This is a genomic window from Leclercia sp. M50 (genome assembly GCF_037150775.1).
Taxonomy (GTDB): domain Bacteria; phylum Pseudomonadota; class Gammaproteobacteria; order Enterobacterales; family Enterobacteriaceae; genus Enterobacter.
In genome coordinates, this window is record NZ_JBBCPK010000001.1 from 42,881 (window position 1) to 67,392 (window position 24,512).

The 24,512-nt window shown below is 57.0% G+C and carries 20 protein-coding genes; 5 read left to right on the forward strand and 15 right to left on the reverse strand.

What is annotated here, in order from left to right:
- Positions 1-5: 5 nt before the first annotated feature.
- The 5 genes from mdtQ to dusC all read right to left on the reverse strand — a co-directional run bounded on the left by mdtQ (position 6) and on the right by dusC (position 6,893).
- Positions 6-1,424, reverse strand: a complete 1,419-nt coding sequence (gene mdtQ / locus WFM46_RS00195; RefSeq protein ID WP_336996862.1) for a multidrug resistance outer membrane protein MdtQ — start codon at positions 1,422-1,424, stop codon at positions 6-8.
- Between the two features lie 143 nt (positions 1,425-1,567).
- Positions 1,568-2,962, reverse strand: a complete 1,395-nt coding sequence (locus WFM46_RS00200) for a glycoside hydrolase family 1 protein (RefSeq protein WP_336996863.1) — start codon at positions 2,960-2,962, stop codon at positions 1,568-1,570.
- Between the two features lie 12 nt (positions 2,963-2,974).
- Positions 2,975-4,831, reverse strand: coding sequence for a PTS beta-glucoside transporter subunit IIABC (gene bglF, locus WFM46_RS00205; RefSeq protein ID WP_336996864.1), 1,857 nt, complete (start codon positions 4,829-4,831; stop codon positions 2,975-2,977).
- Between the two features lie 137 nt (positions 4,832-4,968).
- Positions 4,969-5,802 (reverse strand): BglG family transcription antiterminator LicT, encoded by an 834-nt coding sequence (gene licT, locus WFM46_RS00210; protein ID WP_336996865.1) that lies wholly within the window; start codon positions 5,800-5,802, stop codon positions 4,969-4,971.
- Positions 5,803-5,960: 158 nt separating this feature from the next.
- On the reverse strand, positions 5,961-6,893 hold the full coding sequence (gene dusC / locus WFM46_RS00215; protein WP_214422208.1) for a tRNA dihydrouridine(16) synthase DusC: 933 nt from the start codon (positions 6,891-6,893) through the stop codon (positions 5,961-5,963).
- A gap of 233 nt (positions 6,894-7,126) precedes the next feature.
- On the opposite strand from dusC, the gene WFM46_RS00220 reads away from it, so the two are divergent.
- From WFM46_RS00220 to sanA, 4 genes are all read left to right on the forward strand, one after another.
- Positions 7,127-7,525, forward strand: a complete 399-nt coding sequence (locus tag WFM46_RS00220) for a CidA/LrgA family protein (protein ID WP_103180316.1) — start codon at positions 7,127-7,129, stop codon at positions 7,523-7,525.
- Positions 7,522-8,217 (forward strand): CidB/LrgB family autolysis modulator, encoded by a 696-nt coding sequence (locus WFM46_RS00225; protein WP_103180317.1) that lies wholly within the window; start codon positions 7,522-7,524, stop codon positions 8,215-8,217. The genes WFM46_RS00220 and WFM46_RS00225 overlap by 4 nt, the downstream gene beginning before the upstream one ends.
- A 128-nt stretch (positions 8,218-8,345) precedes the next feature.
- Positions 8,346-9,230, forward strand: a complete 885-nt coding sequence (gene cdd / locus WFM46_RS00230) for a cytidine deaminase (protein WP_180209885.1) — start codon at positions 8,346-8,348, stop codon at positions 9,228-9,230.
- 128 nt (positions 9,231-9,358) lie between these two features.
- Complete coding sequence (sanA, locus tag WFM46_RS00235) at positions 9,359-10,072, forward strand: outer membrane permeability protein SanA (protein ID WP_103180320.1); 714 nt, start codon at positions 9,359-9,361, stop codon at positions 10,070-10,072.
- A 119-nt stretch (positions 10,073-10,191) separates the two neighbouring features.
- On the opposite strand, the gene mglC is transcribed toward sanA, so the two are convergent.
- From mglC to WFM46_RS00270, 7 genes are all read right to left on the reverse strand, one after another.
- Entirely contained in the window at positions 10,192-11,202 is a 1,011-nt protein-coding gene (gene mglC / locus WFM46_RS00240; RefSeq protein ID WP_103180322.1) for a galactose/methyl galactoside ABC transporter permease MglC, read from the reverse strand.
- A 15-nt stretch (positions 11,203-11,217) separates the two neighbouring features.
- The gene (gene mglA, locus WFM46_RS00245) at positions 11,218-12,738 is read right to left on the reverse strand and encodes a galactose/methyl galactoside ABC transporter ATP-binding protein MglA (RefSeq protein WP_159339590.1); all 1,521 of its coding nucleotides are present in this window, start codon (positions 12,736-12,738) and stop codon (positions 11,218-11,220) included.
- Positions 12,739-12,809: 71 nt separating this feature from the next.
- Positions 12,810-13,808, reverse strand: coding sequence for a galactose/glucose ABC transporter substrate-binding protein MglB (gene mglB, locus WFM46_RS00250; protein ID WP_103180326.1), 999 nt, complete (start codon positions 13,806-13,808; stop codon positions 12,810-12,812).
- A gap of 291 nt (positions 13,809-14,099) precedes the next feature.
- Positions 14,100-15,122: an HTH-type transcriptional regulator GalS gene (gene galS, locus WFM46_RS00255; RefSeq protein ID WP_159339591.1), complete on the reverse strand. Its 1,023-nt coding sequence runs from the start codon at positions 15,120-15,122 to the stop codon at positions 14,100-14,102.
- Positions 15,123-15,277: 155 nt separating this feature from the next.
- Positions 15,278-16,435, reverse strand: a complete 1,158-nt coding sequence (yeiB, locus tag WFM46_RS00260; protein WP_103180329.1) for a DUF418 domain-containing protein YeiB — start codon at positions 16,433-16,435, stop codon at positions 15,278-15,280.
- A gap of 17 nt (positions 16,436-16,452) precedes the next feature.
- Entirely contained in the window at positions 16,453-17,121 is a 669-nt protein-coding gene (gene folE, locus WFM46_RS00265) for a GTP cyclohydrolase I FolE (protein ID WP_103180331.1), read from the reverse strand.
- 117 nt (positions 17,122-17,238) lie between these two features.
- A complete protein-coding gene (locus WFM46_RS00270) occupies positions 17,239-18,372 on the reverse strand; it encodes a YbfB/YjiJ family MFS transporter (RefSeq protein ID WP_336996866.1) in 1,134 nt (377 codons plus the stop codon).
- A 140-nt stretch (positions 18,373-18,512) separates the two neighbouring features.
- On the opposite strand from WFM46_RS00270, the gene fghA reads away from it, so the two are divergent.
- Entirely contained in the window at positions 18,513-19,349 is an 837-nt protein-coding gene (gene fghA, locus WFM46_RS00275; protein ID WP_336996867.1) for an S-formylglutathione hydrolase, read from the forward strand.
- Between the two features lie 316 nt (positions 19,350-19,665).
- Here fghA and cirA read toward each other — a convergent pair whose 3' ends face one another.
- The 3 genes from cirA to yieE form a co-directional block, all read right to left on the reverse strand.
- On the reverse strand, positions 19,666-21,636 hold the full coding sequence (gene cirA / locus WFM46_RS00280; protein WP_336996868.1) for a catecholate siderophore receptor CirA: 1,971 nt from the start codon (positions 21,634-21,636) through the stop codon (positions 19,666-19,668).
- A gap of 293 nt (positions 21,637-21,929) precedes the next feature.
- A complete protein-coding gene (locus WFM46_RS00285; protein ID WP_103180338.1) occupies positions 21,930-23,399 on the reverse strand; it encodes an amino acid permease in 1,470 nt (489 codons plus the stop codon).
- Between the two features lie 178 nt (positions 23,400-23,577).
- Positions 23,578-24,447, reverse strand: a complete 870-nt coding sequence (yieE, locus tag WFM46_RS00290; RefSeq protein ID WP_103180339.1) for a DNA-binding transcriptional regulator YeiE — start codon at positions 24,445-24,447, stop codon at positions 23,578-23,580.
- Positions 24,448-24,512: the final 65 nt, after the last annotated feature.

Here is a 24,512-nt window from a genome sequence, read left to right on the forward strand (position 1 = left end):
ACTTTTCACCCGTGGTGATAGCCGCCGCCGAGCGCAGAGGTGAGTTGCAGGGTGGCATCCACGTATTGCCCCTGCAGCGCAATCCCGGCGAGTTGTTCCTGCAGGGCTGGGATTCTGGCCTCGCTGACGCGCGAGCCTGCGACAATCCCGGCGTTGAAACGCGCCTGCGCCAGGGCCACGACCCGGGCGGCATCGGCTTCCACGCGCTGCTGATGTTTATTTTTTGCCATCAGCGTTTCAACGTCGCTGGCGCAGCGGGTCACCTGATTGACCGCCTCCACCACCGCTTTGTTGTAGTGAGCAATCGACAGATTGCTTTGCGCCTGGGCAATATCAAGATTCGCATTCAGGCGTCCGCTGTCAAAAATTGGCAAGGTCAGACCGGCGGTGACGCCCATCTGCTGCGCCGAGGAGCGGAACAGATCGCTTAAGTGCAGCGCATCCTGTTGCAGGAAGGCCATCAGGTTCACGTCGGGATAGAAGGCCGCTTTCGCCGCATCCACCTCATGCAGGGAGGCTTCGATATACCAGTGCGCCTCCTGTAAATCAGGGCGGCGAGCCAGTAATTCATAGCCGAGGGTCGACGGCAGATTGCTCTCCACAGTGGGCAAGGCATGCGGGGTGAGCTTCACCGTCGGGGAGTTGGTGAGCGCCGCCAGACGTGCCTCGATGGCTTTCATTTTCCCCTTCACCTCCGCCAGTCGCTCATCGGTTTTACTGGCGCTAATGTCGGTTTCCACCCCTTCCACGGAAGAGGTAATGCCATGCTGGTATAGCTCCCGGTCGGTACCGATAATCTTGAGCTGCTCCTGTTTGATGGCGGTTAAGAGATGCCCGATGGCCGCCTGGGTCTGCCAGTCCCAGTAAAGACGCGCCACGCTGCTGGCAAGCAGTTGACGGGTCTGCTGCAGCTCCGCCTGTTGTGCATTGACCTTCCCGATGCGGGCTTCCACCTGGGCGCGGTTTTTACCCCACAGATCCAGATCCCAGCCGGCGGTCAGGCCAAAGGTGCCGTTGGTATACCAGGGGCCGGTGGTTCCGGCCGCCGGATCGGTTATCGCGAAGGGGCCCATTAGCCCTTCGGCTGACATCTTCTGGCGCTCTGCATCGGCAGAGAAATTAACCTCCGGGCCATCGGCAGCCATGGTCATTTTGGCCTGCGCTTCGGCAAGGGCGATGCGCTGACGGGCAATGGTCATATCCGGCGCATCGGCCAGGGCTTTGGTAATCAGCTTATTTAATTCTGGATCGTGAAAATCTTCCCACCAGCTATCTTTAGGCCACTGGCCGGCAGCCAGGCCGGTATCGATTTTCGCAGCGGGGATCTGTTGATTAAGCGAGGCAGCGGGATCGTGGCCGGGCGCGCAGGCAACCAGAAGCAGAGATAAAGGCAGGCAGCAGAAATAAAAAGTCGAACGTTTCATCACGTTATTCACCCCAATAAAGAAGGGGGCAAAATACGCCCACCTCGCCTCCTTTGTTTAGGAATGGGTGGCAATCCACAATTTGTCATACCTTTACATACCTGGAAAAGGCGCCCGGGGCGTGCCGGGCGCCATTGCAATCATCAGGCTTTCAGCGAAGCGCCTTTGGTCGCAATCACCTCCTGATACCAGTAAAAACTCTTCTTGCGGCTGCGCGCCAGGGTGCCGGCACCGCTGTCGTCACGATCGACATAGATAAAGCCGTAGCGTTTTGAGAGCTCCGCTTTGGAAGCACTCACCAGATCGATCGGCCCCCAGCTGGTGTAGCCCATCACTTCCACGCCGTCGTCAATCGCCTCGCGCACCTGCACCAGGTGGTCGTTGAGATAGCTGATGCGGTAATCATCCTGCACCCTGCCGTCGGCGTCCGGCTTGTCCTTCGCCCCCAGGCCGTTCTCAACAATAAACAGCGGCTTCTGATAGCGATCCCAGAGCACGTTCAGCAGGGTACGCAGGCCAACCGGGTCAATCTGCCAGCCCCACTCCGAGCTTGCCAGATGCGGGTTAGGCACCATGCTGAGGATGTTGCCGCGCGCCTGCTGGTTCAGTTCTTCATCGGTAGTGACACAGCCGGTCATGTAGTAGCTGAAGGAGATAAAGTCGATGGTCGTTTTCAGCGCCTCGCGATCGGCCTCCGTGACGTCAAGCGTGATGCCGTGATCGCGGAAGAAGCGCAGCATATAGCCCGGGTACGCCCCGCGGCACTGCACGTCGCCGAAGAACTGCCAGGCGCGGTTTTCCTGCAGGGCTTCCTGCACGTCGTCCGGCTTGCAGGTCAGCGGATAGACCAGGCCGCCCAGCAGCATGTTGCCGATTTTGGCATCCGGGATGATCTCGTGGCAGGCTTTTACCGCCAGCGCGCTCGCCACCAGCTGATGATGGATCGCCTGATAGACCTCCGCCTTGCTGCTGGTTTCCGGCAGGCCGACACCGGTCATCGGCGCGTGCAGGGACATATTGATTTCGTTAAAGGTGAGCCACAGCTTTACCTTGTGCTGATAGCGAGTGAAAACGGTGCGGGCATAACGCTCGAAGAACCCGATCGTCTGGCGGCTCCCCCAGCCGCCGTACTGCTTCACCAGCCCCCACGGCATCTCGTAGTGCGAAAGGGTCACCAGCGGGGTGATGTTGTGGGCCGCCAGCTCGTCAAACAGTTTGTCGTAGAAAGCCAGTCCGGCCTCGTTCGGCTGCTGTTCATCGCCGTTCGGGAAGATACGCGTCCAGGCAATGGAGACGCGCAGGCAGCTGAAGCCCATTTCGGCAAACAGTCTGATGTCCTCCGGGTAGCGATGATAGAAATCGATCGCCACGTCTTTGATACCGCTGTCGCCCGCCACGCGCTCCACCACCGGGCCAAACACCCCCTGGGGCTGTACGTCAGAGGTGGACAATCCTTTGCCATCGTCCAGATAAGCGCCTTCTACCTGATTCGCGGCAACCGCGCCGCCCCATAAGAAATCGTCCGGGAAAGTTTTCATTCGGTTCTCCTGTTATTGATGGCTTACGCAAAGCAACGGCGCGCCGGCCTCGACGGCGGTCGCCGCCACGGTCTCGACAGCACGGTAGTCGTCGCTGTTGCTGATAATAATCGGGGTCGCCAGATCGTATCCGGCATCGAGGATGGCCTGGCGGTCAAACTCCAGCAGCAGATCGCCAGGCTGTATTTTGTCACCCACCTTCACGTGGGCGGTAAACGGCTTGCCGTCGAGCTTCACGGTATCGATCCCGACGTGGATCAGCACCTCGATGCCGCTGTCGCTCAGCAGGCCGATGGCATGTTTAGTGGCAAATATCGAGGCCACCTCCCCGGCAAAAGGGGCAATGACTTTATTATCAGCAGGAATGATCGCCGCGCCCTGACCGAGCAGGCCGCTGGCAAAAGTGGCGTCCGGCACCTGATCCAGTGCCAGCACTGTGCCACGCATCGGCGAGAGCACCGTGCCTTCATCGACGTTCGCCGTCACCGGGGCAGTGGCCGGGCTGGCGGGCATGCCGGCAATCAGGGTCAGGACGCAGCTCAGCACCAGCGCCACCACCATACCCGCAATCCCGCCCCAGAGCGTGGCATCCACCCCGCCCGGCGGGATCATCTGTGCGATGGTGAAGATATTGCCGAAGCCAAAAGAGTAGACATGGGTATCGGCGAAACCGACAATCGCGCCGCCGACCGCCCCCGCCACGCAGCCAAAGATAAAGGGACGGCGCAGGGGCAGATTCACGCCATAAACCGCCGGCTCGGTGATACCGAAAATCCCCGCCGTGACTGAGGAGCCCGCCAGCATTTTCAGCCGTGTATCGCGGGTTCGCAGGAAGACGCCAGACGCGGCCCCCACCTGGCCCATCACCGCCGGGAGTAACATTGGCAGCATGGAGTCGTGACCCAGCACGGCGAGGTTATTGATCATCAGCGGCACCAGCCCCCAGTGCAGGCCGAAGATGACGCAGACCTGCCAGACCGCGCCCATCGCCGCGCCAGCCAGCCAGGGAGCAAGCACGTAGATCCACTGATAGCTGTTCGCCAGCATCTGGCTGAGCCAGGTGGCAACCGGGCCAATGACCAGGAAGGTCAGCGGCACCGTCAGACCTAAGCAGATCAGCGGGGTGAAGAAATTTTTCATCGCCGACGGCAGGCACTTGTTGCCCTGCTTCTCCAGCCAGCAGCTGACCCAGGCGGCGAGAATGATCGGAATGACCGACGAGCTGTAGTTGAACCAGGTCACCCGAATGGCGAGGAAGGCATTGGCCGCCGCGCCCGCCTGCTGGCTGGCCTCAAAGGCCTGAATCATGGTCGGATGCACCAGCGCCCCGCCAATCACCATGGTGATAAAGGGGTTGCCACCAAACTTTTTCCCGGCGGTGTAGCCCAGCACCAGCGGGAAGAAGAAGAACAGCGCGTCACTGGTAGCAAACCAGATTTTGTAGGTGCCGCTGTCGGTGGTCAGCCAGCCGCACACCACCGCCAGCGCCAGGATCCCCTTCAGGATCCCCGACGCGGCGAGGACGCCGATAAAGGGGGTAAAAATGCCGGAGACGATGTCGATAAGCTGGCCGCCGAGGCTGGTTTTTTCGCCTTTAATCTCTGCGGCGGGCGCGTCGTCAGCCAGCCCCGCCTCCTGGCATACCGCCTGCCAGACGTCGTGGACGTGGTTGCCAATCACCACCTGGAACTGGCCGCCGCTTTCAACCACCATGATCACGCCTGGATTTTTCTTCAGCCCTTCGGCATCGGCATGCTGAGCGTCTTTCAGTTTAAAACGCAGCCGGGTAGCGCAATGAACCAGGCTGACAATATTCTCCTTGCCGCCAACGTGGCCGAGAATATCCTTCGCCAGTGCTTGATATTCCATCTCTGTTTCCTTTTTCACTGCCCGCAGGCAGGGTTTGACTGAGTCGTAAAAATAAAAAAACCCGAGAACGACACCCTTTCGGGCGCCGCGCTCAGGTTTTGCCTGCGTAACGCAGTAACAATCCGTTTGTGGGGGGCTTAGCGCCCCTCTTTTCTCACGCGCTCAATATGAATGGTGAGAAACATAATCTCTTCTGTGGTCAGCTCGCGCTGATAACTCTTTTGCAGATGCCGGGCAATCTTCTCGGCGCACACCCAGGCTTTGACGTAGTTCTCTTTTACCGCCGAATGCAGCGTGGCATCATCATCCGCCACTACGGTGCGGGTCAGCATCCGCTGGGCGAAGAACTTCAGATGGGTGACGAAGCGCTGATAGCTGAGCGACTCCTCGTCATACTCCAGCTGTAAGCTGTATTTCACCAGCTGCAGGATCTCCTGCATCACCCGGGTGACGTGCATGACCTCCGGCATCTCGCTGTGCAGCTGGGCAGTTACCAGATGCAGCGCGATAAACCCGGCTTCATCTTCGCCCAGCTCGACATCCAGCCGTTTGGCGATGATGGCCCGGGCCTGCTGGCCCAGCTCAAACTCTTTCGGATAGAGCCGCTTAATGTCCCACAGCAGCACGTTTTTGATCGCCAGCCCCTTCTTCTGCCGCTCAATCGCAAAGTAGCAGTGGTCGGTTAAGGTGATGTACAAACTCTCCTGCAGTTTCCCCAGCCGCTGCGCCGCCAGCCCGATAATGCGGTCGCAGGTGGTCATCACTTCCAGCGGGATCTGGCTGAGTAACTCCCCCAGCCGCTGCACCAGCTCGTCGCTTTGCAGGGCAAACACTTTCTCGATGTTCTCTTTCGGGACACTGTCGCCAGGGTGCTTTTGAAAGGCCAGCCCACGGCCCATCACCACCTGCTCACGCCCCTGTTCATCCAGAACAACCACCACATTGTTATTCAGTATTTTGGCAATCTTCATTCCATGCCCCAGAAACAAAAAAACCTGATTATCCGGCAGATGCCAGATAATCAGGTTTTGCCTGCCGCAGCAGTAACAATCCAGTTAGCGCACTTTACCAGTTTCGCGCTGCGCCTCAATGCGTCCCGCTGAAAAACGTGATGCAGATCGATGTTGGCCTATTTTGACTGTATGACCCGGGCAATCTCCGCTGAAGATTGCAGAGCGCGGATCTCCTGAAACAGATCCAGGGCCTCGTCGTACTCTTTACGCAGGTAGCTCAACCACTGCTTGATGCGCGCCACGTGGTACAGGCCGGTGTCGCCCTGCTTTTCGAGGCGGGAGTACTTCTTCAGCAGCGTCACCACCTCCGGCCATGGCATACGCGGCTCGTTGTATTTAATCACCCGGCTGAGGTTGGGCACGTTGAGCGCCCCGCGCCCGATCATAATGGCATTGCAGCCGGTCTCCTGCATGCAGGCCAGCGCGCTTTCGCGATCCCAGATTTCGCCATTGGCCACCACCGGGATAGTCAGCCGCTTACGGATCTCGCCGATAGCCTGCCAGTTAATGCGTTCGGCTTTGTAACCATCTTCTTTGGTGCGCCCGTGAACCACCAGCTCGGTCGCCCCCGCCTGCTGCACGGCGTCGGCAATTTCAAACTGCCTGTCGCCGCTGTCCCAGCCGAGGCGTACCTTCACGGTCACCGGCAGATGCGAGGGCACCGCCTCGCGCATCGCTTTTGCGCCACGGTAGATAAGCTCGGGATCTTTCAGCAGCGTGGCGCCGCCGCCGCTGCCGTTGACCATTTTCGACGGACAGCCGCAGTTAAGATCCACGCCCCAGGAGCCCAGCTCGACGGCACGCGCGGCGTTTTCTGCCAGCCATTCGGGGTATTGTCCCAGAAGCTGGACGCGCACCAGCGTACCGGAGGCGGTGCGGCTCTGGCGATGCAGCTCCGGACAGAGTCTGTAAAACGATTTTACCGGCAACAACATATCCACCACCCGCAGGAATTCGGTGATGCAGAGATCATAATCGTTAACGTCAGTCAGCAGCTCGCGCACCAGCGAATCGAGCACGCCTTCCATCGGTGCCAGTAATACACGCATATCAATATCCGTAAAAAAAGAGGCGCTATGGTATCTGCTCTGTGTAACGGTGGAAAGCCCTGTTTCAGGGCTCGTGGAACCGGGCTGATTTATAATGTTTTTACCCTTCTGGCTGGGGGAATGCCCGAGGTTCCGAATGGGAATGTCTGGTATGCTCAAAAGTCATGATGTGATCCGTAGCACGTTTCCGGTTTTAATTGTATGATGAATGCGTTCCATTAAGGGCTTCCACCATGAATAAATCACTGATCGTTGTCTGGCAATACCTGCGCGCCTTCATCCTTATTTATGCCTGCCTCTATGCAGGTATTTTTCTCGCCTCCCTGCTGCCGATCGCCATTCCCGGCAGTATTATCGGCATGCTGATCCTGTTTGTGCTGCTTGCCTTGCAGATCCTTCCGGCAAACTGGGTCAAGCCAGGCTGCTCGGTCCTGATCCGCTATATGGCCCTTCTGTTCGTCCCCATCGGTGTGGGCGTGATGCAGTATTACGATCTGCTGAGCGCGCAGTTTGGCCCGATCTTCGTCTCCTGCACGATCAGTACGCTGGTGGTGTTTTTAGTGGTGAGCTGGAGCACCCATCTGGCGCACGGGGAGCGCAAAGTGATTGGACAGAAAGGAGAGAAAAAATGATGGCGAATATCTGGTGGTCGTTGCCGCTCACCGTGGCGGTCTTCTTCGCCGCCCGCAAGCTGGCGGTGCGCCTGAAGTTTCCTCTTCTTAATCCCCTGCTGGTAGCGATGGTGGTGATCATCCCTTTCCTGCTGTTAACCGGCATCCCTTACGCTCACTATTTCCAGGGCAGCAAAGTTCTCAACGATCTGCTCCAGCCTGCGGTGGTCGCGCTGGCGTTTCCGCTTTATGAGCAACTGCACCAGATCCGCGCCCGCTGGAAATCGATTATTACCATCTGTCTCGCCGGGAGCGTGGTGGCGATGATCACCGGCACCTCGGTGGCGTTGCTGATGGGGGCGACACCCGAAATTGCCGCCTCCATTCTGCCCAAATCGGTGACCACGCCGATTGCAATGGCGGTGGGCGGCAGCCTCGGCGGCATTCCGGCGATCAGCGCCGTGTGCGTCATTTATGTCGGTATTCTGGGTGCGGTGTTAGGCCACACGCTGCTGAATGCCATGCGCATTCGCACCAAATCTGCCCGTGGGCTGGCGATGGGCACCGCCTCACACGCCCTCGGCACCGCCCGCTGTGCGGAGCTGGATTATCAGGAAGGTGCCTTCAGTTCGCTGGCGCTGGTGATCTGCGGGATTTTGACCTCGCTGATCGCACCTTTCCTGTTCCCGATAATTCTGGCTGTGGTGGGCTAAAATTTGCGACGCGTCGCGCATTTTTAATCTGAGTTTCATAAGTTGCATACATAATGAGATCTAAGTCACATATAAAGCCCCAGCGGCTCCGTACACTACCGATCCATTAACCTTTATGAGGCAACGCCATGCATCCACGTTTTCAATCAGCTTTTGCCGAGCTAGCAGAGAATTTGCAGTCAGCCCTGGCCCCGGTTCTGGCGGATGCACACTTCCCCGCCCTGCTGACGGCTGAACAGGTCGCCGCACTGAAACGTGCCACGGATCTGGATGATGACGCGCTGGCCTTTGCGCTTCTGCCGCTGGCAGCGGCCTGCGCCCGCGCCGATCTTTCCCATTTCAACGTCGGCGCCATTGCCCGGGGCGTGAGTGGCACCTGGTACTTCGGCGGCAATATGGAGTTTCTCGGCGCTACCATGCAGCAGACCGTTCATGCGGAACAGAGTGCCATCAGTCACGCCTGGCTGCGCGGCGAACAAGCCCTGGAGGCGATCACCGTCAACTACACCCCGTGCGGCCACTGCCGTCAGTTTATGAACGAACTCAACAGCGGATTAGCGCTGCGCATCAACCTGCCGGGCCGCGCCCAGCATACGCTGGCGGATTATCTGCCCGATGCCTTCGGACCGAAAGATCTAGAGATCAAATCACTGCTGATGGACGAGCAGGATCACGGTTATGCCGTGAGCGGAGATGAACTGAGCCAGGCAGCTATCCTTGCCGCCAATAAAGCACACGCGCCATACAGCAACGCGCCGAGCGGCGTGGCGCTGGAGTGTCGTGACGGGCGAATCTTTACCGGCAGCTATGCCGAAAACGCCGCCTTTAACCCGACGCTGCCGCCGTTACAGGGTGCGCTGAACCTGCTCAGCCTAAACGGTTATGACTACCCGGATATCCAGCGCGCCATTCTGGCGGAGAAAGCCGATGCATCGCTGATCCAGTGGGATGCCACTGCGGCCACGCTGCGGGCGCTGGGTTGTAGCAACATTGATCGTGTCCTGCTGGGCTAAGCGTATGATGCGGGCAGCCATGCCCGCACAACTGATGAAAATCCCTCCAATTAAATCGCCCTTTCTTGCGCTTACCAGACGGGTAAAGTAGCCTGAGTGAAATTTCACCTTTGGTAAGAGTCATCTGTATGTTAAAGCGCGTGTTTTACAGCCTGGTTGTCCTGATCGGCATCGTGCTGTTGACTGCGCTGGGCCTCGACCGCTGGATGAGCTGGAAAACGGCTCCTTATATCTTTGATGACCTTCAGGATCTGCCCTACCGTCAGGTCGGCGTAGTGCTGGGCACCGCCAAGTATTACCGCACCGGGGTGATCAACCAGTATTACCGTTACCGCATTCAGGGGGCGCTCAACGCCTATAACAGCGGCAAAGTGAATTATCTGCTGCTGAGCGGTGACAACGCGCTCCAGAGCTATAACGAGCCGGTCACCATGCGTAAGGATTTGATTGCCGCAGGGGTTGATCCGGCCGATATCGTGCTCGACTACGCCGGTTTCAGAACCCTCGATTCGATAGTTCGCACCCGTAAGGTATTTGATACCAACGATTTCATTATCATTACCCAGCGCTTCCACTGCGAACGCGCGCTGTTTATCGCCCTGCATATGGGCATTCAGGCCCAGTGTTATGCCGTTCCATCGCCAAAAGATATGCTCACCGTGCGGGTACGCGAGTTTGGCGCACGTCTGGGGGCGCTGGCGGATCTCTACATCTTTAAACGCGAACCGCGCTTCTTAGGCCCGCTGGTGCCGATCCCGACGATGACGGAAGTCCCGGCCGATGCCCAGGGTTATCCGGCGGTCACGCCAGAACAGCTGCTTGAGATGCAGAAGAAGAAGTAACCCCCGCCGGGTGGCGGCTTCGCCTTACCCGGCCTACAAAACCCCGTAGGCCCGCGCAAGCGCAGCGCCGCCGGGCATAAAAAAACCCGCACAAGGCGGGTTTTTTGCTAAACGAGATCTTACTTCTTACGCGCGTACTTCAGGGAGTCCAGCGCTACCGCAAAGATAATGATGGCGCCCTTGATAATGTACTGCCAGTACGGGTTGACGCCGATATAGGTCAGGCCGTAGTTGATAACGGTGAAGATGATCACACCGGTTACCACACCCAGCACGGTACCCACACCACCACTGAACGACACGCCACCCACGACGCACGCGGCGATGGCATCCAGCTCATACATAAAGCCGAGGTTGTTGGTGGCAGAGCCGATACGGCCCGCTTCCAGCAGACCACCGAAGGCGTAGAATACGCCCGACAGGGCATAGATAACCAGCAGGTTCAGCGCCACGTTAACACCAGAGACTTTTGCCGCTTCCGGGTTACCCCCGATAGCGAAGATGTTCTTACCGAAGCGGGTTTTGTTCCACAGCACCCAGACGAACGCCACGGCAATCAGCGCGTAGAAGGTGATGTAGGAGAGGCGGAAACTGCCCATCGCGATAAAGCCCTGCGTAAAGGTCGAGAAACCACTGTCGAAACCGGAAATCGGTGATGCGCCCACGAAGTCGTAGTACAGGGAGTTAATACCGTAAACGATGATCATGGTACCCAGGGTGGTGATAAACGGCGTTACGTTCAGGTACGCAATGATGATGCCGTTAATCAGACCGATGACCGCGCCAATGGCACAGACAATCAGGATCACCAGGAAAATGGGCATGGTTGCCATTTCCGGGAAGACCTTGTTGGCGTTTTCCATCGACTGCAGAAGCGTTGCCGCAACAACCGCCGCCAGACCAACCTGACGGCCAGCTGACAGGTCAGTACCCTGGGTGACAATAAGACCTGCCACGCCGAGGGCGATAATAATACGCACCGAAGACTGGGTCAGAATGTTACTTAAGTTCAGCAGACTTAAGAAAGTCGGATCCTGGAAAATAATAATGGCCAGTAAGACTAAAAGAACAACGTAAATACCGCCTTCTTTCAGATAAGTAAGAAAACTTTTCTTATTTAACGCACTCATGAGGAGCCCCTGATCTTAAAGGTGCAAAGACGCAAGACGCAAAATTTCGTTTTGCGTTGTCGTTTTGGTGTCAACAATTCCGGCAACGAGACCATTGCTCATAACCAGAATACGATCTGTGATCCCTAACAATTCCGGCATTTCGGAAGAAATAATAATAATCCCTTTATCTTTCTTAGCTAATTCAGCAATCAGCTGATAAATTTCAAATTTTGCACCAACGTCGATACCGCGGGTTGGTTCATCCAGCATCAGAATTTCTGGCTGGGTTAACAACCAGCGTCCAATAATAACCTTTTGCTGGTTACCACCGGAAAGCGAGCCAATTTGCGTGCGGTGTCCAGGGGTTTTTACGCGCATGGAGTCAATCACCCACTGGGTATCGCTCTTCATGCGGGAATTATCCAACAAACCGATTTTATTTTTATAATTATGAATATTAGAAATTAAGGAGTTAAAGTTAATATCCAGATAGGCATAAATACCGGTCGAGCGACGCTCTTCGGTAACCAGCGCAAAGCCGTGGTTAATAGCTTCGTTGGCGTTATGGTTATTAATCTTTTTACCGTGCAGGGTAATGGTCCCGGCGGATTTCTCGCGGATACCAAACAGCGTTTCGACGATATCGGTACGCTTGGCGCCCACCAGACCGGCAATCCCGAGGATCTCCCCTTTATGCAGATCGAAGGAAACATCGCGAATGGAAGGCTGACGCAGTGAAGTCAGGTTGCGCACTTCCAGAATCACTTCGCCCGGCTTGTTCTCTTTGTTCGGGAAGCGCTGGTTCAGGGAGCGGCCAACCATCATGGCGATGATCTTGTCCATGTCCAGCCCTTCCAGTGACTGGGTGGCGATCCACTGCCCGTCGCGAAGCACGGTGATTTCATCACAAAGCTGGAAGATCTCTTCCATTTTGTGAGAGATATAAACGATGCCGCAACCGCGATCTTTCAGTTTACGGATAATGGTGAACAGGTGGTTCACCTCTTTCTCCGTTAATGAAGAGGTAGGCTCGTCCATAATCACGATTTTGGCGTTATAGGAGAAGGCCTTGGCAATTTCGATCATCTGCATTTGTGAAACAGACAATGTACCGACGCGCGCCCGCGGATCGATATCAATATCCAGTTCATCAAAAATAGCTTTGGTGTCGCGATACATTTTGTCCTGATCAACAAATACGCCTTTGGTCGGATAACGACCCAGCCACATATTGTCCATAACAGAACGCTGAAGTACCAGGTTAAGCTCCTGGTGAACCATAGAAATTCCGTTTTCCAGCGCCTCTTTGGCGGAATGGAAATCGATCTCTTTCCCCTGAAAAAGAATGCTGCCAGAATCTTTTTGATAGATCCCAAATAAGCATTTCAATAATGTTGATTTACCCGCACCGTTTTCACCCATTAAGGCGTGAATGGAGTGAGGCCGTACTTTTAAATTAACATTATCCAGTGCTTTAACACCGGGAAAAGACTTGTTGATACCGCTCATTTCCAACAAGTATTCACCGGACGACTGAGTCGTTGTGCTGACCATAATTATACCTTCTCGGCCTCGCGTCGCGTGATAAAAGGGCGCAGAAACTGCGCCCAGTGGAATGCTATAACTTATTTACCGGTGAACTGCGCCAGGTTTTCCTGATCTACGCCAACGTACGGTACACGAACAACTTTGTTGTCAATTTTCCAGTTAGTACCGTCAGCCGCGCCTTTGCCTTCAGCCAGGTTTTTCGCCAGATCGAAGGTGGCTTTCGCCTGGTTGTTTGCATCGTTCAGTACGGTACCCGCCATTGCGCCAGATTTAACCAGTGCCAGCGCTTCAGGCAGGGCGTCCACACCAAATACCGGGATAGAGGATTTGTTGTGTGCTTTCAGAGCTTCTACCGCACCCATTGCCATCGCGTCGTTGTTGGCGATAACCACTTCAATTTTGTTCGCGTTCGGGCCGGACAGCCATGCGTCCATCTTGTCTTTCGCCTGAGCGGTATCCCACATTGCGGTATCTAAAGCCAGCTGCTGGGTTTTCAGACCCTTGTCGTTCAGCTCTTTGATAACGTAAGTGGTACGTGCTTCAGCGTCCGGGTGGCCCGGCTCGCCTTTCAGCAGTACGAACTGTACCTGACCGTCTTTGTTCAGATCCCAGTTCGGGTTAGCGGCCCAGTGTTTGGCAATCAGGTCGCCCTGAATAATGCCGGATTCTTTGGAGTCGGTACCGACGTAGAAGGCTTTGTCATAGCTATCCAGCGCTTTGCGGGAAGGTTCTTTGTTGAAGAACACAACCGGCACGTTCTGGCCGCGTGCTTTTTCAATAACAGTGCCTGCTGCTGCCGGGTCAACCAGGTTGATTGCCAGAGCTTTTACGCCTTTCGCCAGCAGAACGTCGATCTGGTCGTTCTGTTTGGACTGGTCATTCTGGGAGTCATTCATCAACAGCTGTACGTCTGGTGCGCCTGTACCCTCTTTCTCGATTGCCTTACGCACAACGGACATGAAGTTGTCGTCATACTTATAGATAGTCACACCAATACGGCTATCTGCAGCGTGCGCGGCGGCACCGAAAAGCATGCTTGCCATAACAGCAGACAGAGTCAACACCTTCTTATTCATGATATCTCCGATTTTTATGCAGGGTAGTTCGTGTGAATAACGCTCGGCGGGCACATGTTAAAGAAACGTTACTGCCGGCCGAAGTCCACTTATAAAATTTCTATCTTCCTTGGTCGGTAACGCTCCAGAATGCGTTTTTTTGGATGTTTAACGGACCTCAGCTATGGTCAAAGTGATTAATCACCGTTACATAGCGTTTCAGTTGCTAAAACGCTGACATCATAGACAGCGCATTGTTAAGTTACTGTGAATTTACTCACAAATTGAAAACGGTTACATCACGGCGAATTATTAGTTAGTGATCGGCACCACAGTTTGCCGAATGGCAACGGAGTGGCGACGCACTAAAGTTGGCATGAAACAGTGTGTTGCATTGATATCCAGCTTCCCGGCGGCCCCCTGTAATGCCAGCTCTGTGGCCAGCCGGGCCATGGAGGCGATGGGGTAGCGAACCGTCGTCAGCTGAGGGTCCGTGTAACGGGCAATCGGTATATCATCAAAACCAATCAATGACAGATGCTGCGGCACCGCAATGCCGTTGTCTTTCAGCGCCGTGAGTGCGCCCGCCGCCATGCTGTCGTTGTAGGCAAAGACCGCGGTCAGCTGCAGGTTGCGCCCGAGCAGCTCCACCATCGCTGCCTCTCCGCCCTGCATGTCCGGAGCGCCGGTGCCGATCCAGCTTTCCGACCCCGTAATCCCCTGTTCCAGCAAGGCTTTCTGCCAGCCTTCCCGGCGCATATCGTCGTCCTCGATGCGATGGCTGGAGGCCAGATAGCCGATACGCTGATGCCCGTTGTTCATTAGCATCCGCGTAGCCATCATCGCTCCGCTGACGTTATCGAGGCAGACGCAGCGGTGGGCATAGCCGGGAACGATGCGGTTAATGAGCACCATGCCGGGGATCTGCTCCATCAGCGCGGAAAGTTCCTCATCGCTTAAAGCTTTTGAGTGCACGATCAATGCGTTACAGCGTTGACGAATCAGCACCTCAATGGCGTTGCGCTCTTTTTCCGCCTCGTGATAGCTGTTGCCGATCAGCACGTTTTTCTGGTGCTCCTGCGCCACCATATCGACGGCTTTCACCAGCGCGCCAAAGAACGCATCTGACACGTCCATCACCACCACACCGATGGTGTCGCTGACCTGGGTCGCCAGCGCCTGGGCGTTCGCATTAGGCCGGTAGCCCAGCGCCGTGACGGCTTTCATCACGCATTCACGCGTCTCCGGGCTGACCAGTGCGCTATTGTTAAGAACCCGGGAAACGGTGGCGACAGAAACGCCCGCCTGACGCGCGACGTCACGAATGGTGATCATATTCACCACCCTTATTTAGATTGCAGCGACTCACAGACACCCCCTGTGTTTAGCAAGGTGCCTATTCTGGCAGCGACAAGGCGAGGACTACGTGAAGAAGGTCACAAGGATGAAAACGGTTACATCCGTTTTGTTAATGATTGTGATCCAGATCGTTATCCGGATGTATGGCTTGATGAAACGCCTGACGCACGTATGGTCAATTGTCGCCATACCCATTCCAGCGGCCCCTGACGGAAATGGCGCAGCCAGAGGACGGAGAATAGAATATTAACCAGCCACACCGGCAGGACAATGCCCAGCAGCTGTAGCCGGTCGAACTTCATAAATAAGCCAAGCTGATAGAACAGGGTGGTACAGATCAGCGTCTGTAAAATATAGTTGCTGAGCGCCATGCGCCCCACGCAGGCCACCGCCGTCACCAGCCTGAAACGACAGAGCTGCGGCCAGTAACCATAGATGAGCGCGGCATAACCAATCGTCTGAAACGGCGCGCTCAGCTCACGCGGCGCCTGCAACAGGAATGCGCACCAGCGATAATCCCAGTGCAGATACCACTGGGCGATCACCGCCGGAAGGTTGATCGCCAGCCCCACCAGCACCAGCCACATCCCGGTACGGCGATAGTGGCGCGGGCTGAACTCGCCCTTCAGCCAGCCGGTACGCATCAGCGCGGCGCCGATCAGCATCATCCCCGCCAGCTGCCAGCCATACTGTGCGCCGAGCGCCAGTAAGCTGTTGCCGATCATATCCGCCCGGTTGCTGATGGCTTCCAGTCCACCGCCCAGCTTCCAGTACTGCTCATATTGCAGGTTCGCCGCATCCGGCACCCAGGAGCGGTTGGTCGAGCCGCCGGAGATAACCCCCAGCAGCAGCAATATAGCCACGCCGATAAGAAACAGCACCACGCCGGTATTGAAGAGATTTTTGACATCATGTGCGTCGCGGATGATGCGCCAGCAGATCAGCCCTACCAGCCCATAGGCCAGCAGAATGTCGCCATCCCAGAACAGCAGCCCATGAATAAACCCGAACAGCACCAGCAGAGAGAGCCGGGCCTGGATCCAGCGTTTACCACGTTTCAGTAACAGCTGAAGACCTGCCCCGAACAGCAGCGCAAACAGGGTGAGGAATTTGACCTGAGCAAAGAGATCCAGTATTGCCCATGTCCAGGCGTCGCGGAGAGTGATATCACCATACCAGGCGGGATTGAGGTAAGCGGCCTTCGGCAAACCGAAGGCGCTTATATTCAGAAGCAGAATACCCAGAATCGCGACGCCACGAACGAAATCCAGCGTGACATTTCTTTCCATGTACCCTGCCCTGACGATTAGCTAACGTGACGGACGGCGCGCAGGAACTCCTGGCGGGTATTCTGGCTCGATTTGAACAGGCCGCCCAGCGAGGTGGTAGTGGTGGCGCTGGTCGCATCACGAATGCCACGCGCTTTCACGCAGTAGTGTACCGCATCAATCGATACCGCCACGTTGTTGGTGCCCAGCAGCGTTTGCAGCGCGATGAGGATCTGCTGGGTTAAACGCTCCTGCACCTGCGGACGCTGGGCAAAGAACTGTACGATACGGTTGATTTTGGACAGGCCAATCACCGCGTCTTTCGGGATATAGGCCACGGTCGCTTTACCGTCGATGGTCACAAAGTGATGCTCGCAGGTGCTGGTCAGGGTGATATCGCGCACCGTCACCATCTCATCGACCTTCATTTTGTTTTCAATGACGGTAATTTTCGGGAAATTGGCGTAATCAAGCCCGGAGAAAATCTCATCGACATACATTTTGGCGATGCGACGCGGCGTCTCCATCAGACTGTCATCACTCAGATCGAGATTGAGCAGCTGCATGATTTCGGTCATGTGCCCGGAAATAAGACTTTTACGTGTTTCGTTGTCCATCTCCTGAACCGGTGGGCGCAGCGGCGTTTCAAGGCCGTGTGCTACCAGCGCTTCATGGACGAGGGCAGCTTCTTTACTCATTGATGACATTCTTTTCTCCTGCAGGTGTGGCGCTCTTCTGCCCTCCGTGGGGCAAAATGTGCACTCATTGTGCGCGAGGCGGCGAGCATAATCCAGTATTCACCGCGATAATTATTCCAATTGTCGTTACCTTTCAACCTGACGCTGCCAGACCAGTCCACCCGCAACAAACAATGCGATACCGGCAAGGCCCAGCGCAGGCTCAAGCTGATGGGTAAGCCAGCTCGACAGTGCCGATGTCATCGGGCCAATTAGCTGCCCGATGGCATAGCCGGTCGTCAGTAATCCGGCCATGTAACGCGTATGATTCGGTGCCAGTTCACGCCCATAGAGCAACGAGAGCTGCACCGCACATAAAAATCCGCCGCCGACCAGCAGCGCACCGGTCACCAGCCCAGCCATCCCCGGCATCAGCCAGGCGGCAATCACCCCTACCGCCTGCAACCAGAGCACGATCGCCAGCCGACGATGGGTCGACGCGACGTGGCGCAGGGCGATGCTGAGGGCAATCCCCACCATCGAAGCGACACCAAAAACCGGCCAGACAAACTGGGCAAAGGCGCTACCGGGAAAGCGCAGCGCCGCCATCTGCGACAGAAAGGTCGCCGGGAGGATGTAGCCAAACCCGGCGAGGCTGTAGCTCCAGACCAGACGACGCAGATCGCGGGTTAGCGTCAGCGGCTCCGGCGTGGTGCCCGGACGATGCAGCTGTCCGGCTCGCGGCAGGTAGCGGGCCACCAGCGCGACGAGCACCAGCGCCAGCAGGCCGTAGATTTGCCAGGCGGCGCTGGCGGAGAGCGCCTGCGCCTGGATCCAGACCGCCAGCAGACCGCTTAAGGCGATCCCCGCCCCCGGCCCGGCAAACACCGCGGCACTCAGGCCCGGCTTGCCATAATGGGCCAGCCGCTCGTTGGTCCAGGCGGCGACCAGCACCATCGACCAGCCGCTCATGCAGCCAATCACAAAGCGCAGCAGCCCGTGGATCACCGCATTATCCGCCACGGCGGAGAGCAGCGTCAGCGCCACTGCGCCCCCGATCCCCAGCCATAAACGTCCTTCAACGAAGCGGTGCGCGCGCATGGCATCCCATGCACCCACCAGATAGCCGAGGTAGTTCATCGCCGCCACCAGCCCGGCGCTGGTCAGGGTGAGCTCCCCTGCCGTAATCATCAGCGGCACCTGGGGCGTAAAGGCAAAGCGCCCTATTCCCATCGCCACCACCAGAACCACAAATCCGCTGAGCGCGATACGCAGCGCCATGACCACCCCGATTGTTAAAGTTTCGTAAATTCATGATGCAGGATATGAGGCGAATGCGGAAGTGAAAGTTGCTCACACGTTACTGAATAATCTGTATTATGGCTTTCAATCCCGATCTCACCTTCCTGAAGGAGCCCTGCATGGAACTGCTCGAAGAGCACCACTGTTTTGAAGGTCGACAGCAGCGCTGGCGTCACGACTCCACGGTGCTGAACTGCGCGATGACGTTCAGCATTTTTCTTCCTCCGGCGACCGACGGGGCGAAACCGCCGGTGCTTTACTGGCTCTCCGGCCTGACCTGCAATGACGAGAACTTCACCACCAAAGCGGGCGCCCAGCGCGTAGCGGCCGAACTGGGGATCGCCCTGGTGATGCCGGATACCAGCCCGCGCGGCGGCGACGTGGCGGACGATGCCGGGTATGACCTGGGCAAAGGCGCCGGGTTCTACCTGAACGCCACCCAGCAGCCGTGGGCGCGTCATTACCGGATGTATGATTATCTGCGCGACGAGCTACCGGCGCTGATCCAGGCGGAGTTTGCGGTAGCCGATCGCTGTGCCATCAGCGGCCATTCGATGGGCGGTCACGGTGCGCTGGTGATGGCGCTGAAAAACCCGGGTAAATATGTCAGCGTCTCGGCGTTTGCGCCAATCGTCAACCCGACGCAGGTGCCGTGGGGGCAGAAAGCCTTTAGCCACTATCTGGGTGAGGATGCTGCAAATTGGCAGGCGTGGGACAGCTGCGCTCTGATGCTGAACAGCCAGCCGGAACAGGCGATCCCGACGCTTATCGATCAGGGCGATGCCGATCAGTTCCTGGCGACCCAGCTCCAGCCAGCCGTACTGGCGGAAGCGGCACGGCAAAAAGCCTGGCCGCTGACGTTACGTATCCAGCCGGGGTACGATCACAGCTATTATTTCATTGCGTCGTTTATTGAAGATCATCTGCGCTTCCATGCGCAGCAGCTGTTGAAGTAAGTGCCAGCCTCATGCCCGGTGGCGCTTCGCTTACCGGGCCTACAAAACCCACACCAGCCCGTAGGCCGGGCAAGCGCAGCGCCACCGGCAAACAGACCGCACCAGCCCGTAGGCCGGGCAAGCGCAGCGCCGCCCGGCAAACAAACCGCACCAGCCCGTAGGCCGGGCAAGCGCAGCGCCGCCCGGCAAACAAACCGCACCAGCCCGTAGGCCGGGCAAGCGCAGCGCCACCGGCAAACAGACCACACCAGCCCGTAGGCCGGGCAAGCGCAGCGCCGCCCAGCAAACAGACCGCACCGCTCCGGCGATCCCTCGATCAGAACTGGTAATCCACCGCCATAAAGTAACGGCGTCCCTCTTCGGTATAGGTGTAGTCGTCGCGGCTGAGATCTTTATCCAGCAGGTTCATGACGCCCGCACGCAGCTTAACGTTTTTGGTTGCCTGCCATGCGCCACCCGTGTTCCACACCACGTAGCCACCCGGCGTTGCCGCGCCATCGGTAATCGCGCGTTTCTCACCCGTGTAATTCCCCTGCACGTAGAAGGACCACGCCTGGGTCGCCTGCCAGTCCAGCGTGCCGTTTGCGGTATGGAACGGCAGCTCGGAGAGCGGCTTGTTGCCGCCGTTGCTGATATCACGCCCGTCGTTATAGGTGTAATTCAGCGTCATTCGCCAGTCTTCGGCAATGGGGAACTTAATCTCCGTCTCCAGGCCACGGATACGCGCCTTATTGACGTTGTAATAGCGGAACACCGGCTCGCCGTCACCATTCAGCCCGACATAGTTAGGGTAGCTCTGCGCCTGGCTAACGCTGGCGGTACGGCTGATGCTGATCCGGTCATCAACGTCGTTCTGGAAAGCGGTGATGCTCCCCTGAACGCCCTCTAACCATCCCTCTTCCCCGCTGTAGTACAGCCCCAGCTCGAAACTTTCGCTGGTCTCTGGTTTCAGATCCGGGCTACCGACAATTTCACAGGCACCGCGGCAGGAGCCGGTGGTCCAGTCCGGACTCAGCTGCAACAGCGACGGCGCTTTGAATGCCGTTGCCCAGCCGCCTTTTACCGTTACGGTATCGGTGGCGTTATAAACCAGGTAAGCACGCGGGCTCCAGTGATCGCCGTAGGTTTCATGGTCATCCATGCGCACGCCGGTGGTCAGGGCCAGCGGTTCGAAGATCCGCCATTCATCTTCCAGGAACAGCGCATACTGGCTGGCCGAGGTATTGCTGCTGCTGCCGCCGGTAAGGTTGACCGGATCTTTCAGCTTGTCGTGACGCCACTCTCCGCCAAAGGTCAGCAGCTGGTTAATCTCCCCCAACGGCAGAACATATTTGCCGTCAATGGAGTTGCTTTCGGACGTAATCGGGTTGGCATTGCCCGGGTTTTTGTTATCCACCTTCTCGCCGTAGAATTTTAGCTCGCTGTTGCCCAGCCCCCAGCGGCCATTGTGGCTCAGGGAGTAGTTCTGGCGCTCCAGGCGGTTTTTATCCAGCGAGTCGGAATCCCGATCCTGACGGTCAAAACCATACCCGGCGGTGAAATCGTGGTTTTCGTTCGGGGTCCAGGCAAATTCCACGTTGGCATCACGGCTGGTGAAGCCTTCGATACGCGGGGTTTCGCCCGTGGCGCTGGTGGAAGAGGACTGCGGATCGTCTTTATCACGCTGGGAGACGCTGCCGAAGGCTTTCAGGCCGAGGACGCCATCCACCAGCGGGCCGCTGGTATAGAACTGGCCGTCGTAGGTGTCGCCACGATCGCGATGTTCCTGAATAGTGGTGTCGGCGGTGAGGGTGCCGGTCCATTTCTGGCCGATCTTTTTGGTGATGATATGGACCACGCCGCCCAGTGCATCGGAGCCGTAGAGGGAGGACATCGGCCCGCGCACCACTTCGATGCGCTCGATGGCGTCCACCGGCACCCAGTTCAGATCGAAGTCGTTATGGCGGAACACGGCGTTGCGGGAGTTGACGCGTTTGCCGTCGATCAGGATCAGCGTATAGCTGCTGTCCAGCCCGCGGATACTGACGCCCTTGCGGTTGTCCCCTTCGTTGGTTAACTGCACGCCCGGCACGTCCTGTAACACATCTTTCAGGTTCTGCACCGGCTTACGCTGCAGATCCTGCTGGGTGATGACGCTGATACTGGCGGGGGCATCCTTCAGGTTTTGCTCGTTTGCCGGGGCGGTAAAGACCATCGTGTCGCCAGATTCCACCGCCGCAACCGGCAGCGCCAGGGAAAGAGCAGACGCGCACAGCCCTCCCCGAACGAAGGGATTCAACCTAAACATTCCATTTCTCCATGAGGTAAACACAGCAAAATCAAATATGTACTGCTCACATTGCATTGCATGCCGCCCGCTTCTTTGGGCGGGTCGGTCTGGTAATTCTTTGCAGGTGTGGCCGCAACCCCTCCCCTGACCAGGGCGAGAAAGTTGACTCCTTCATCCTTTTGATTACTTTGCTAATGATAAAGCAAACGATAACTATTATCAATTCAATTGTTAAAAGTTATGTCAAGAGAGCATACTGTGGAGAAATAAAAAACCCGCTCGGCTGAGCGGGTTAGAGAGAGGCGGTGCGCTTATTTTTTAAAGCTATTTGGGAATTCCATTTCGCTGTAGCGCACAAACTTCGTTCCCTTCGCCAGCTTGTAGCCAAACCAGATGATCAGGAACAGCGGGATACCGATATAGGTGGCCGCAACGCCGCCCCAGTCGATGGTGTCGGCCAGGAAGGCTTCGTAGTTCTGGCCGAGGGTGATGATCAGACAGAGCACAAAGGCGAAGATCGGACCCAGCGGGAAGAAGCCGGAGCGGTATGGCAGGTTGTTAATATCGTAACCCTGCTTCACGTAGCCGCGACGGAAACGGTAATGGCTGATGGCGATGCCCAGCCAGGCGATGAAGCCCGTCATCCCGGAGGTATTCAGCAGCCACAGGTAGACGGTCTGGTTGCCGAACATTGAGGTCAGGAAGCACAGGCAGGCAATCACGGTGGTGGCATAGAGCGCGTTGCGCGGCACACCGCCCCGGGAGAGCTTCGCGAAAATACGCGGCGCTTTGCCATCGCAGGCCAGGGAGTAGAGCATACGGGTAGAGGCATACATCCCGGAGTTACCCGCCGACAGCACCGCCGTCAGGATCACCGCGTTCATTACCGCCGCCGCAGAGAGCAGGCCAGCATGCTGGAACACCAGGGTGAACGGGCTGACGCTGATATCTTTCACATCGTTACGCAGCAGGCTCGGATCGGTATATGGAATGATCAGGCTGATAATCAGGATGGCGAACACATAGAACAGCAGGATACGCCAGAAGACCTGACGCACCGCGCGCGGGATGTTCTTCTCCGGGTTTTCGGATTCACCGGCGGCAATGCCGATAAGCTCCGTCCCCTGGAAGGAGAAGCCGACAATCATCGCCACGCCAATCATCGCCGATAATCCCCCCGCAAAGGGTGCATCGCCAACCGTCCAGTTGCTCCAGCCCGCAGGCTCGCTGCCCTGGAAGATACCGACGATCATCGCCAGGCCGACGATAATAAAGATGATCACGGTCGCCACTTTGATCAGGGAGAACCAGTATTCGGCCTCACCAAAGCCGCGCACGGAGATGTAGTTGAGCAGGAAGATCACCGCCAGGAAGAGCGCGCTCCAGATCCAGCCCGGCGTGTCCGGGAACCACCATGTCATGACCAGCTGTGCCGCCACCAGGTCCACGGCGATGGTCACCGCCCAGTTGTACCAGTAGTTCCAGCCCAGCGCGAAGCCAAAGCCTTCTTCAACGTATTTCTGGCCGTAGGTAGAAAAAGAACCGGATACCGGCATGTACGCCGCCAGTTCACCCAGGCTGGTCATCAGGAAGTAGACCATCAGACCGATCAGGATATAGGAAAAGAGCGCGCCGCCAGGACCCGCTGCTGAAATCGTCGCGCCAGAGGCGACAAAAAGGCCTGTACCGATAGAGCCGCCAATGGCGATCATCGTCAGGTGACGCGCCTTGAGTTCGCGACGTAGCGCGGGCGCTTCTGTGGTTTTAGTTTCGGAAACCATGTGAAAATGCTGTCCATTCAAAAAATGAGGCGCGATTGTAGCAGACGATCGCCGGCTCTTCCGGCACAAATGCCCTGTTATAAGAGAGCTTCATGACCGGTCCAGGATTATAAGTAAAGCAGAGAATAGTATTGATGCGAGTAATGACTACCGGCGGACAAAACGCCGCCGGGCAGGATTACATTTCGCAGTAACGCAGAAAACGCTGGAGGGAATTAGAGAGGTGCTTCTGGCGGTGATGAATGCGCCACAGGGTGCGCACCAGCTTATTGGGCAACGGCACGGGGATCTCCACCAGCGTTCCGCTCTCCAGCTGTTCGGCAATCACCCGCCGCGACAGGCAGCTGATGCCAAGACCGTGGCGCACCGCATGTTTGATGGCCTCTGAATTGCCGAGCTCCATGCCCATATGGAACTGCGGCAGATGGGAGAGCAGCAGATAATCGACGATCTCACGCGTGCCTGAGCCCTGCTCGCGTAAAATCCACGGCGCCTGAGCCAGCCGCTCCAGGGTCACCTCCTGCTGTAATAAAGAAGAGGCCGGCGAGGCGAAGACCACCAGCTCATCCTCCAGCCAGGGCTCAGCAATAATGTCGGCGTTGTGGCATGGCCCTTCGATAAGGCCAATATCCACCCGAAAATCGATCACCGCGGTGATCACATCCTGGCTGTTGCCGACGCTCATCTCCAGCGGCAGGGTCGGGAAATCCCGGCGATAGCGGGCAATCACTTCAGGCAGGATATAGTTGCCAATGGTGCTGCTGGCGTAGACACGAATGGCGCCGTTATCCTCGCGAAAGAGCTGTTCGATTTCGACGGTCTGCTCCAGCAACGCCAGCGCGCGCGGGTAGAGCAAACGTCCATGCTCGTTCACCACCAGCCGCTTCCCTACCCTGTCAAAGAGCTGAACCCCCAGTTGACCTTCAAGATCGGTGAGCGCAGCGCTGACGGCGGACTGAGAGAGTGCCAGCATCTGAGAGGCCTGCGTAGTCGATCCGCTTTTCAGTACTTCGGCGAAGACTTCAAGCTGGCGTAAGGTAATGTGCATAGTCGCTATCCGGTAGGGTAAGCACCCTGCTTACCACTTATAAAGATTAATTATAAATATATAAT